The organism is Bradyrhizobium yuanmingense, from assembly GCF_029167105.1.
GTDB lineage: Bacteria > Pseudomonadota > Alphaproteobacteria > Rhizobiales > Xanthobacteraceae > Bradyrhizobium > Bradyrhizobium yuanmingense_A.
In genome coordinates this window covers 1-10,687 of the sequence record NZ_JARFML010000077.1, presented here as the reverse complement: position 1 = coordinate 10,687, position 10,687 = coordinate 1, and the positions used below count along the sequence as shown (strand labels likewise).

At 65.2% G+C, this 10,687-nt stretch carries 11 protein-coding genes; 4 read left to right on the top strand and 7 right to left on the bottom strand.

All coding sequences use genetic code 11. From position 1 onward, the window contains the following. Window positions 1-138: 138 nt before the first annotated feature. A complete protein-coding gene (locus tag P0R31_RS39935; RefSeq protein ID WP_275520819.1) occupies window positions 139-999 on the top strand; it encodes a DMT family transporter in 861 nt (286 codons plus the stop codon). A 16-nt stretch (window positions 1,000-1,015) separates the two neighbouring features. On the opposite strand, the gene P0R31_RS39930 is transcribed toward P0R31_RS39935, so the two are convergent. After that, window positions 1,016-1,951, bottom strand: a complete 936-nt coding sequence (locus tag P0R31_RS39930; RefSeq protein ID WP_275520817.1) for a LysR family transcriptional regulator — start codon at window positions 1,949-1,951, stop codon at window positions 1,016-1,018. Window positions 1,952-2,046: 95 nt separating this feature from the next. Here P0R31_RS39930 and P0R31_RS39925 point away from each other — a divergent pair, with 95 nt between their 5' ends. Beyond that, window positions 2,047-2,901, top strand: a complete 855-nt coding sequence (locus tag P0R31_RS39925; protein ID WP_275520815.1) for an NAD(P)H-dependent oxidoreductase — start codon at window positions 2,047-2,049, stop codon at window positions 2,899-2,901. Window positions 2,902-2,908: 7 nt separating this feature from the next. Here P0R31_RS39925 and P0R31_RS39920 read toward each other — a convergent pair whose 3' ends face one another. Both P0R31_RS39920 and P0R31_RS39915 read right to left on the bottom strand, forming a co-directional pair. Further along, window positions 2,909-4,117, bottom strand: coding sequence for an EAL domain-containing response regulator (locus P0R31_RS39920; protein ID WP_275520813.1), 1,209 nt, complete (start codon window positions 4,115-4,117; stop codon window positions 2,909-2,911). A gap of 495 nt (window positions 4,118-4,612) precedes the next feature. After that, a complete protein-coding gene (locus P0R31_RS39915; RefSeq protein ID WP_275520811.1) occupies window positions 4,613-5,776 on the bottom strand; it encodes a hypothetical protein in 1,164 nt (387 codons plus the stop codon). A gap of 333 nt (window positions 5,777-6,109) precedes the next feature. Here P0R31_RS39915 and P0R31_RS39910 point away from each other — a divergent pair, with 333 nt between their 5' ends. Continuing rightward, complete coding sequence (locus P0R31_RS39910) at window positions 6,110-6,730, top strand: helix-turn-helix transcriptional regulator (protein WP_275520809.1); 621 nt, start codon at window positions 6,110-6,112, stop codon at window positions 6,728-6,730. Window positions 6,731-6,799: 69 nt separating this feature from the next. On the opposite strand, the gene P0R31_RS39905 is transcribed toward P0R31_RS39910, so the two are convergent. The 4 genes from P0R31_RS39905 to P0R31_RS39890 all read right to left on the bottom strand — a co-directional run bounded on the left by P0R31_RS39905 (window position 6,800) and on the right by P0R31_RS39890 (window position 9,322). Next, window positions 6,800-7,048, bottom strand: coding sequence for a hypothetical protein (locus tag P0R31_RS39905; protein WP_036024694.1), 249 nt, complete (start codon window positions 7,046-7,048; stop codon window positions 6,800-6,802). A gap of 151 nt (window positions 7,049-7,199) precedes the next feature. Then, window positions 7,200-7,574 carry an Hpt domain-containing protein gene (locus P0R31_RS39900; RefSeq protein ID WP_275520807.1) on the bottom strand — a complete coding sequence of 125 codons (375 nt, stop codon included), beginning with the start codon at window positions 7,572-7,574 and terminating at the stop codon, window positions 7,200-7,202. 154 nt (window positions 7,575-7,728) lie between these two features. Continuing rightward, window positions 7,729-8,427: a Crp/Fnr family transcriptional regulator gene (locus P0R31_RS39895; protein WP_275520823.1), complete on the bottom strand. Its 699-nt coding sequence runs from the start codon at window positions 8,425-8,427 to the stop codon at window positions 7,729-7,731. Between the two features lie 184 nt (window positions 8,428-8,611). After that, on the bottom strand, window positions 8,612-9,322 hold the full coding sequence (locus P0R31_RS39890; protein WP_275520805.1) for a Crp/Fnr family transcriptional regulator: 711 nt from the start codon (window positions 9,320-9,322) through the stop codon (window positions 8,612-8,614). Window positions 9,323-9,654: 332 nt separating this feature from the next. Between P0R31_RS39890 and P0R31_RS39885 the strand changes: the two genes are divergently transcribed. Further along, on the top strand, window positions 9,655-10,137 hold the full coding sequence (locus P0R31_RS39885) for a response regulator (protein WP_275520822.1): 483 nt from the start codon (window positions 9,655-9,657) through the stop codon (window positions 10,135-10,137). The last annotated feature ends 550 nt before the right edge of the window (window positions 10,138-10,687 follow it).

Sequence of the window (10,687 nt, the reverse complement as noted above, 5' to 3'; positions counted from 1 at the left end):
CACCTAACCCATTGATCTTGCGACCCCCGTCTACTGTGCATGGGGTTGTTTTCGCACTTTTGTTATTCCATGCCTTTACGCGAAGCGTTCAACCGCCCCGGCACCACCTCCGCCGCCCCCTACCCAAGCGAGACCAACATGCACTCTTCCGCCAGTGGCTGGGGCAACGGGCTTCTCGGCGTCATCATCTTCAGCGGCTCGCTGCCGGCGACGCGGGTGGCGGTCGGCGGCTTCTCGGCGCTGTTCCTGACGTCGGCGCGCGCGGTCATCGCGGCGCTGATCGGAGTAGTGGTGCTCGCCGTGCTCCGGCAGGCGCGGCCGCAGCGCCGTGATCTCGCCTCGCTCACCATCGTCGCCATCGGCGTCGTGGTCGGCTTTCCGCTGCTGACGGCCCTCGCGCTCCAGCACATCACGTCCGCGCGCTCCATCGTCTTCATCGGCCTGCTGCCGCTGTCGACCGCGATCTTCGGCGTGCTGCGCGGCGGCGAGCGGCCGCGGCCGCTGTTCTGGCTGTTCGCGGGTCTCGGCAGCGCCACGGTGGCCGGCTTCGCGCTCACCGGCGACGGCGCGGCCTCGCTCAAAGGCGATCTCCTGATGGTCGCCGCGATCGTGCTGTGCGGCCTCGGCTATGCCGAGGGCGCCGCGCTGTCGCGCCGCCTCGGCGGCTGGCAGGTGATCTCCTGGGCGCTGCTGCTCGCGCTGCCCTTGATGCTGGTGCTCGCCGTGCTGACGTGGCCGCCGGTCTGGAGCGGCATCTCTGTGCCCGCCTGGATCGGGCTCGCCTATGTCTCCGTCTTCAGCATGTTCGTCGGCTTCATCTTCTGGTACCGGGGGCTTGCCATCGGCGGCATCGCCCGCGTCGGCCAGCTGCAGCAGCTGCAGCCGTTCTTCGGCCTCGCGCTCGCCGGCCTCCTGCTGGGCGAGCCGGTCGCAGCAAGCATGATCGCCGCGACCGCAATCGTGGTCGCCTGCGTCTTCTTCGCGCGGCGGTTTGCGTGAGGGCAACGCGCTCGCTTCACTTCCTGCCGGATTGCGGTCGTTCGATCCCGGGCAATCGCGCAATCTCTCCGGCGAGGAAATCGACCAGGAGGCGCACGCGCGCAATGCCGGACCGCTCCGGCACGATCAGCATGTTCAGCGGAACGGGCGGCGGCGAATAATCGGGAAGCACGCGTTCGAGGCTGCCGTCCGCGAGCAGGTCGCTGACCAGCCACAGATGCGCCGGCGCAATGCCGCGGCCGGCCGCGAGCGCCTCACGCGCGGCAAGCCCGTGATCCAGGCGCAGCCGCCCCGAGAAGGGTATCGCATGGCGGCCGCCGCGGCGCCCCTGCAGCACGAGGACATCGCTGCCGGCGATGTTGGACATCCGAACGCCCTCGTGCTCGGCGAGGTCCAGCGGGCGCGCCGGCCGGCCATGCGCGGCAAGATAGCCGGGTGCGGCCACGAGCAGCCGGCGCGACTGGCCGAGCGACTTCAGCTTCATCGTGCTTTCTGCGAGTGGTCCTAAACGCAGTGCGACGTCGACGCCTTCGCGAACCAGGTCGATCCGCTCGTCGGTCAGGCTGAGGTCGACCGCTACGTCCGGATAAGCGTCCTGGAAGGCGAAGATCAAGCGGCTGACGTGGAGCACACCGAACGCCGCGGTGCAGGAGACCCGCACCGTTCCGGCCGGCGCGCCGCGCGTCGAGCGCGCCTCGTCACCGGCCTGCTCGACGAGACGCAGGATATGCACGCAGTCGGCGTAGTAATTGCGGCCCTCCTCCGTCACGGTGACCCGGCGCGTGGTTCTGGTGAGCAGCGGCACGCCGACCGCCTGCTCCAGCTCGCGAATGTGCCGCGTCACCGTGGATTGGCCGATCCCGAGCTCGCGCGCGACCGCGGACAGGCTGCCGCGCTCGGCGACGCGCACGAAGCTGCGCATGCGCTCGAGCGTAACCTCCGACCTATCCATTTTCCGGCACAATCTTATCCATCGGCTACGTCTACCGGATCGCAGGCCACCGCGCTATCTGCCGAGCGACAATCATCGATCCAATGGTGCTGAACATGAAAGTGTTGATCGTCTTTGCTCATCCTGAACAGCGCTCGCTGAACGGCGCGCTCCGGGATGTCGCCGTCCGAGAGCTCGAGGCGCAGGGGGACGAGGTGCGGGTCTCCGATCTCTATGCCGAGGGCTGGAAGTCCGAGGTCGACCGCGGCGACTTTCCGTCGCTGCCGACCGATGCGCGTCTCGCGGTGGCCGCGGCATCCAAGCAGGCGTTCGAGGCGGGCACGCTGACCGCCGACGTCAAGGGCGAGATCGAGAAGCTGCTGTGGGCCGATGTTCTGATTCTGCAGTTTCCGCTGTGGTGGTTCAGCATGCCTGCGATCCTCAAGGGCTGGGTCGACCGCGTGTTCGCCTACGGCTTCGGCTATGGCGTCGGCGAGCACAGCGACAAGCGCTGGGGCGACCGTTACGGCGAAGGGACCCTGGCGGGCAAACGCGCGATGCTGATCGTGACGGCCGGCGGCTGGCAGGACCATTATTCCGCCCGCGGGGTCAACGGGCCGATCGACGACCTGCTGTTTCCGATCAATCACGGCATTCTCTATTATCCCGGCTATGACGTCCTGCCGCCGTTCGCGGTCTATCAGACCGACAGGTTCGATGAAGCCGCTTTCGGCGCGGCGGCCGAACGCCTGCGCGAGCGGATGAGAACGCTCGCGGCGACTTCGCCGATTCCCTATCGGCGCCAGAACGCCGGCGATTACGTCATTCCGAGCATGCAACTCCGCGCCGGGCTCGAATCTCCCGGAGCGCGCGGTTTCGCGCTCCACCTCGATCGGCCTGACGAAGGCGGCGCACCGGACAAGCCCGATCCGACGCGGTCGATAGCGGATCTCCGCGCGGCAACGGCGTAGTTGCGGCTCATCCCATCACCGTCCGCGTCAGCGCGGCCTTCGCGAACTTCTTCAGCGGCATCGGCTTGCCGAACAGAAAGCCCTGCACGACATCGAAGCCGACCTCGCTCGCCGCGACGAGGTCGGCGCGGCTCTCGACTCCTGGCGCCACCGTGCGCACGCCGAAGGTCTGCGCCAGCTCGACGATGTGACGGCACACCGTGCGCTTCAGCCGGTCGCCGCCGCTGCCGGTGACGAATTGCCGGTCGGCCTTCAGCTTGACGAAGGGAATCTTGTCGAGGTCCATCAGCGAGGGCCAGTTGGCGCCGAGATTGTCGATCGACAGGCCGATATTGTGCAGGCCGACCTCGCGCGCGACCTCGGCCAGGAGATCGAGCTCGCGGATCGCCTCCTCGCTGTCGATCTCGACCGTCAGTCCGCCGAAGGCCGGATGCGTCGGCACGCGGCGGCAGAGATCGCGCACCGCCTGCGGCTCCCTGAGATAGGCGGCGGGAAGATTGATCGAGAGATCAACCGGGCTTTGTTGTTCGAGAAGATAGTGCCAGTCCTGCATGGCGCGATCGATCACGAACTCCGACAGCTCGCGAAAATGCGGATCGTGCGGCTCCGGGATGAAATAGGCCGGCGGCACCACGCCCCAGGTCGGATGCCGCATCCGCACCAAGGCCTCGGCGCCGTTGCGGACCAGCGTGCGCGCGTCGATCTTGGGCTGGTACCAGAGCTCGAGCCAGCCGGCATGCAAGGCCTCGCCGACATGCACGGCCGGGCTCGGCGCCGGCTCGTCCGGCAGCAGCATCGCGACCCGCTCGCGCAGCGTCTCCGCGGCAAAGGGCGTCGTCAGCGGCGGCAGCATGCCAAGGCCATATTCGTCGCCGACCTGCCGCACGGCCTTGACGATGATGGAATCGCGCGCGCCGACGGCGAGAACCTTGCCGGCAAACGCCTCGCGCACCAGGACTTCGAGGAATCGTCCCGGCTCGATGCCGTCTGCGGCGACGCCGAGCAGGATCAGGTCCGGCAATTCGCTCGCGAGCACCGTCTTCAGCTCCTCGGCGCTGGCGCACTCGCAGGTGACGAAGCCGAGATCCTCGAGGATCTCGCTGAGGAACGCGCGTAAGTGGCGCTTGCTGTCGGCCACGCAGGCGCGCGGCGTCACCTTTCGCCGTCCGAAGGTCACAGGCCTTCGTCCGACGAGTTCAATCATCCCATCGTTCATCGTACACCACTCCCGTTCCGTGACGGTTTCTTAAACGCGGAGCGTGGGTTCAAATAAGGAGAGCTTCACATCGTTCTTGAATTATCTGAGTAACGTTAAGCGCTGCAATTCGAGCTAATTTGTCGATGAAATCTTCGATGCACGCGCGCGATTGTCTCGTGGTGGCGATGAAGCCGGCGCGACCGTGAATCGGCGGCGGCTTTCACGCTGCGTCTTCCCGCGATGCGGGCACCGCCGCCTTGCGCTCGTGACGGTTATGCGACAACGAATCCGTGTCGGCGGCCGAGAATGTGAAGCACCTCACACGCGCATTGCCGCGCTCGCGCTAAAGCTCCCCCGAGCTGGTGGAGGGCGGTCGAGGATACAGCTATGTCGATGCGGCGAATGATGTATTGGTGGTTCAGGTTCGTGCTGTCAGGGCGATTCATCGATCGCTTCCTGTGTCTGCCGCGCTAGCCGCGCGGCGCATCGTGGCTTTTCGCGGCCGAACCGGACCTAGGTTTGCCCGATCAATTTGCGGAATGCCGCCGCACCATCCTGCATCGCGTCGCGTCCCTTCCAGGCCAGATAGGACAGCTTGCCGCCGAGCGTGTCGTGGCTGCGCAGCCGCCGCGAGCCGAGAATGTGGCCGACATTGGCAGGGAAGCGGCTCACCTCGGCGGAGACCAGCGCCGCGATCGCGTCCATCAATTGCTGGAGGCGGACGCCCCATTCGCATTGCTCGATGCCGTCGATGCGGACCTTGAGTGCATACTCGGTGTCGTAGATCTCGGTGAGCAGGTCGCGGGCGATCAGCACCCGGTTGTGCCGGAGTGCGACACGAAGCGCGAGGCGCTTGTCGTCGAGCCGGTCGAGGACCATGTGAACGACGCTAGAATAGGGGGTGGCGGCGACGTCTGCGGCAGCCTTGCTCGCAGCGGCCCTGGTGGCAAGCCGCACCAATTGCCAGGACGTCCTCAGGCGTCGCGCCACCAGCGTCAGCGCGAAGGGCAGCGCCTGGGGATGGGCCTTCTTGAAGGCGTCGAGCTGCGCGGTGATCTGGGCGACCTGGCCGTCGTCGAACTTCGCGATCTTGTCGGGCAGCTTCGCGTTGAACTTCGGCAGTGCATCGCCGGCGCGCAACACGTGCAGCATCTTCACGACGTCGTCGAAGGCGGTGCGTGACGCCGTATATTGCCCGAGCTTGGCGCGTGCGGATTCGGCGCTCTCGGGCGAGGCGAGCGTGCTCTCGAGGACCTTGACGACCTTGATCTGGAAGGTCGAGGCGATCTTCTGGACTTCCTTCGGGTTGTTGGCCGCGACCTGGTCGCCGATCGCCTTGATGTAGTCGCGCGCCATGGTCGGCAGCAGGTCGCGGCAGATCCATTCCCAGATCGGGGTGAGGGTATTGCGCGAGATCCTCCCCATGTTGGCATGCTCGGGCGCGCCGTCGATCAGCAGCAGCTCGAGCGGCGCGAAGAAATAGCGCGACGGGCTGGTGGCGCGCACCTGGGTCGATCCGTCCTTGCGGAATTCGGCACGCAAGCGGGCCTGGATGTCGGCCGAACCCGGCATCTCGATGCCGCACAGCTCGAGCCGTTCGAGCTCGCTGAGCAGACAGCTGCGCGACAGCGGCGTCAGCCTCTGCAGAAATTCCGACAGCCGATCGATCTCGTCCATGGCACGCAATCTTTCGCAGCGGGGCCCGCGGGCTTGCGGGCCCAATGCGTGGAGGCATTTGCGCGCTCTCAACCTCCCTAGAGAAGCAAGTCGCCGTTAATTAATCCGTAAAATCCGGGGGGCCGATGTCGGAGCAAGGTGGCCGCCGAGGAGCTTTCCCCTTCCCAGCCAAGGATCGGCAGAAAACTCAACCGCTGCATGGTCGCGTGCGGCATCGCGCAAGCACAAATTGTGCCTAAGTCGTCATTTTATCGCAATACGGCCTAAATCACCGTAGTCTTACGGAGCAAAAAGTTAACCACAGACCCGCCCCGGTTCCGCTAAACGAGTGACATGGGGTCACAGAATGATACGGCCATCGATTCGCGGCCGTCGGCATGGCACGAAAGCAGCGCTGCTTCAGTCGAAGAGCCCGATTTCGCCCGCTTGAGCGCCTTGCGTGCCAAGGCGGCCGACGAAATGGCGGCTGCCATCGCCCGCGAGCTCAACGGCCCCCTGACCGCGCTGCTGCTCTACATGGGCGAGATCAAGCACCACAGCGATCAGCTCGTCCCCGCGACCGGCGATCGCGCCTATTTGCAGCGGGTGGTGGAGAACGCGCTGGTCCAGACCGAGCGCGTTTGCGGCCTGGTCAAGCAGCTCGCCGGCCCGCCCAAGGGCGGCTCCAAGGGCGGCTTGCCGAGCCCGTCCGAAGAGGCAGAATCGAAGGCCGCCCGCGTGCAGCGGCCGCCGAGCGCCGATCTGCTCGGCCCGTCGGGCCAGAAGCGGCTGACCAAGCGCGAGCGCGAGGTGCTGAGGCTGATCAGCGAAGGCTACTCGAACAAGCAGGGTGCGCTTCGCATGCAGATCAGTCCGCGCACTTTCGAGAGCCATCGCGCCGAGGCGATGCGCAAGCTCGGTGCGCGCAACACCGCGGACCTCGTCCGTGCGGCGCTGCTGCATTCGATCGACTGAGGCCAGGCCCGTCGCCCGCCGTCGGGCGAGACCCGACGCCTATCTCGAAAGTTGGGAAATCCGTGGCGCTCAGAAATAATCTTCGGCGAAGGGACGTGCGCGCGAGGTGGGACGCAGCGGCTTGATCTCTTCCTTCGGCGCGCTCGGAATGATCGTGATGGTCCAGCGGGGAGGCATGCTCGATTCCTGCTCCAGCACCGAGCGCACGAAGCCGGTCACGGTCGACTCGCCGGCCTTCACCGTCGCCATCCGGCCGTTGAACTGTGCGATCCGGAAGCGACGAACCTCCTTCTGGTCTGCGGTCTCGTAGGTGAACATGGAAAACCCTCCTGGTTTTCCGGGACTATCGCCAGCTATGATTAGCCATCTGTGAAAATCGCCAACCGTAGAAGTACGGCGGGAATGCACGCGCGGGTAGTTCGGAGCGTCTTCTCGCGAAGTCGTATGACGAGGGCGCAAGAAAAAGGGTCTAGCCTTGCGGCTCCTGCGCATGCGCGGCGGCGTAGGCCGCATCCATCAGGTCCAGTAGCGCGCGGAATTCGGTCTCGCCGAGGCTTTCCGCGGTTTTCTCCAGCCGCAGCGCCAGCGCTGCGAGCCTGAGATAGCCGAACGTTCCGGCCGCGCTCTTCAACGAATGCGCTTCGCGCGCGATCCTGGCGTGGTGCTGCGCGGGCGAGAGCGTGCGGAGCAATTGCAGGCGCGCGCAGGTATCGCTCCAGAACACGTCGCGCACTTCGGCGGCACCGTCCTCGCCGATCTCGCGCACCAGCGCTTCGTACGCGCGCGGCTCGCGCGCGGGTTCGGCATCGAGCGCCTTCGCAGGCGCGACGGTGACGTCAAACATGGCCTTGCCTGCCTCATCCCGATTCGTGTCGCGCGGCACGTCGCAGCGCGAGGCATGTCGCGTGTGTACGGCCTTCGAATTTCAGTTCTGGTAGCAGGATGGCTGGTGTTTGCAGGCCGGCATTAGCCCGCGGTTTACCAAGCGACCGCGGCGTTCAGGGCGGGCCGAGCAGCCGGTCGTACTGGGCCTTCACGGCGGCGTAGCATTCGCACGCCGTCTGGCGCAGCCCGTCCAGGTTGGTGATCTGGATGTGTCCGCGGCTGTAGTGGATGAAATTGGCCTGCTGCAGGGAGTTGGCGACCAGCGACACGCTGTTGCGCCGGGCCCCGATCATCTGGGCCATGGTCTCCTGGGTCAGCAGCAGCCGCGACTCGCCTGACATGTCATGAGTGTGCAGCAGGCAGCGCGACAGCCGCGACTCCACCGGATGGGCGGCGTTGCAGCCCGCGGTTTGCTGCACCTGGGCATAGACCGCGAGCCCGTGACGCGTGAGCTGCGCGCGCATGACGCTGCTCTGGTCGGCGGCCATGCGCAGGCGGTCCAGATCCACCACCGAGGCGGCGCCGGGAACCAGCACGATGGCGGTGCTCAACGCACACGCATCGCCCACGATGGCGAGCGTTCCGAGCAGGCTGTCCCGGCCGATCATGGCGACTTGCACATGCTCGCCTTTGCCCAGTTCAACCACCAGCGAGATGATGCCGCGGTGAGGAAAATAGGCGCGCCCGAGCATCTCGCCGGTCTCGACCAGCACCGCCCCGTGGGGCAGATCCACAGTTCGCAGGTGCGGGCGGATCAATTCATAATCGTCTGCCGACAATGCGGACAGGAAACCGTTGGACGGACGCGCCATGCTTTCCAAAGCTGCCTCCTCCGTACCCTTGCACCTGGGAATCGCAACGCTACTCACGCGGTGCGCGGGTAAGTTCCATCATCCTCGTGGCGGGATATATTGGCAATTGAGACAAGTTGTCCGGCCCTGGCGATGCGTCGACGCTGCGTGCACGTCGGAACACAGGGATCGCATCGTGCTCCCGTCACGCCACGACTCCCATCAGGCGCAGGTGATGGGCCTTCACCGCCGAATAGCAGCCGCAGGACGTCGCCAGCAGCGCCTTAGGATCGACGATCTCGATCTGGCCGCGGCTGTAGCGAATGATGCCGGCGCGCTGCAGCGCATGCGCGACCAGCGAGATCGCGTTGCGGCGGACGCCGATCATCTGCGCCAGCGCCTCCTGGGTCAGCGGCAGGATTTGGCCGTCGGACAGGTCGTGGGCGCGGAGCAGCCAACGCGCGAGCCGCGCCTCGACCGGATGCAGCGTATTGCAGAGCAGCGATTGCTGCACATGCGCGAGCATGACCTGCTCGTGGCGGAGCATCAGCTTGCGAAGGCGTGCGCTTGCGGTCGCGACCGCACGGAAAACTCCGATTTCGATCACGGAAGCAGCTCCTGGGAACAGCACAACCGCGTCCATCGGCGAGATGCCGTCGGCGAGGGCCGCACCGGCCCCCACGACGCTATCGCGGCCCAGCATCGCAATTTCGATCGTCTGTCCTTCAGACAGGCTCACCCTGATCGAAACGCATCCACCATGCGGGAAGTAGACATGTCTCGGTGCAGTGCCGACCTCGCCCACGACAGATTTGCTGACCATTTCAACCGTCGCGAGGTGTCGACGCAGCAGATCGAAATCCGCCGCATCGAGCAGTTGCAGCAGCTGGTTGGGCGGGTGGCCGCTCACGGTCATGAGGTCAATCCGGCGGGTTCGATGGACGCTGGGCGCGGCGGCCTTCGTCATTCAGTTGCGCGGCGCGCAAATACTAATCTAAAGGTTGTGGCGTCGTCCATATACCCGTTAGAGGGCAGACAGCCTGTCTCATTTGCGGCGGAATTAAAGAGGCGCACACTGATTCGTTGATGAGGCGCCGTTCTGCAACGATTGCGCAGGAAAAAACGGCAAGGGGGCCTCAGGAGCCGGAAGGGCATTGCAGTCGCGCTGGCCATCGGGTCGGCTCGCGTCGCCTCAACCGCTTCTGCAAGAATGTTCGTTTCATTCTCATCGAAAGCAAAGGAGAAAGGATGCCCCACGATTCAATTGTTGAATCGCCGAAACGGGAAGGACAATTGGGGCGAGACGATGTGCGCCATATTCTCGTCGTCGACGATGACCCGATGGTGTGCATGGCCATCGAGGTCTACCTCCAGCGCAACAATTTTCGGGTGACGATTGCCGAGGGCGGTGAAGCCGGACTGCGCGCCCTCGAGCACAAGCAATTCGATCTGATGATCATCGACATCTTCATGCCGCACATGCGCGGGTTCGAATCGATCCGGATTTTCCACGAGCGGGCTCCGGTCATTCCGCTGATCGCGATGTCCGGCTACGCCTTCGTGAATTTGAACTCGCCCGCGCCGGACTTCCTGCGGATGGCGCTGGAGTTCGGCGCCGCGCGCTGTCTGCGCAAGCCGTTCACGCCGCACGCGCTGCTCGCCGCCATCAACGATTGCCTGGCAGAGCATCGCCGCCGCTCCGACATTGCCACGGCTGTGCAGTTCGGTTAGCGCGACACGAGCCGCTTTCCCGGCGGGGTAACGCTTCGTTTACCTCGAGCCTAGACGCGCAAATCGCGGCAACGCCCAAGAACGCGCGCGACGAGAGCGCCGCCGGTTGCGCGCGGCTCGCCCCAACCGCCTGCGGGCCAGCTCTATCGTTCTTCACGAGCAGGCCTTTCCCACGCGTCTCGCCGCGCAATTGGCGGCTCGTTCACCGTGCGGCTCCCGCCGTTGCGGCGCGGGGATGGTTCTGCCGAAAAGCGCTGCAACACGCGGCAGAACCGCAAACTTCTCTTCAAAATCCGTAGTAGCACGGAGGATGAAATTAACGGGACTGTGAAAGGGGATGTCTAACGATCCAAAATAGGGCGTCCGTCCGTGCCAAGGGTGGCTCGGACGTCGCGTTTGCGGCCCGGGTCAGTAAGGCGTAGCTCATGGATGATCTGTTGCGGGAGTTTCTGACGGAGACCAGCGAGAGCCTGGACACCGTGGACAATCAGCTGGTGAAGTTCGAGCAGGAGCCGAACAACGCCAAGATCCTGGATAACATCTTCCGCCT

Excerpts from the sequence above, each read along its gene's own strand:
- P0R31_RS39915 (WP_275520811.1), bottom strand. The coding sequence starts at position 5,776 with ATGGACGAGATCGATCGGCTGTCGGAATTTCTGCAGAGGCTGACGCCG.
- P0R31_RS39910 (WP_275520809.1), top strand. The coding sequence starts at position 6,110 with ATGGGGTCACAGAATGATACGGCCATCGATTCGCGGCCGTCGGCATGG.
- P0R31_RS39935 (WP_275520819.1), top strand. The coding sequence starts at position 139 with ATGCACTCTTCCGCCAGTGGCTGGGGCAACGGGCTTCTCGGCGTCATC.
- P0R31_RS39890 (WP_275520805.1), bottom strand. The coding sequence starts at position 9,322 with ATGACCGTGAGCGGCCACCCGCCCAACCAGCTGCTGCAACTGCTCGAT.
- P0R31_RS39900 (WP_275520807.1), bottom strand. The coding sequence starts at position 7,574 with ATGTTTGACGTCACCGTCGCGCCTGCGAAGGCGCTCGATGCCGAACCC.
- P0R31_RS39905 (WP_036024694.1), bottom strand. The coding sequence starts at position 7,048 with ATGTTCACCTACGAGACCGCAGACCAGAAGGAGGTTCGTCGCTTCCGG.
- P0R31_RS39920 (WP_275520813.1), bottom strand. The coding sequence starts at position 4,117 with ATGAACGATGGGATGATTGAACTCGTCGGACGAAGGCCTGTGACCTTC.
- P0R31_RS39885 (WP_275520822.1), top strand. The coding sequence starts at position 9,655 with ATGCCCCACGATTCAATTGTTGAATCGCCGAAACGGGAAGGACAATTG.
- P0R31_RS39925 (WP_275520815.1), top strand. The coding sequence starts at position 2,047 with ATGAAAGTGTTGATCGTCTTTGCTCATCCTGAACAGCGCTCGCTGAAC.
- P0R31_RS39895 (WP_275520823.1), bottom strand. The coding sequence starts at position 8,427 with ATGGCGCGTCCGTCCAACGGTTTCCTGTCCGCATTGTCGGCAGACGAT.
- P0R31_RS39930 (WP_275520817.1), bottom strand. The coding sequence starts at position 1,951 with ATGGATAGGTCGGAGGTTACGCTCGAGCGCATGCGCAGCTTCGTGCGC.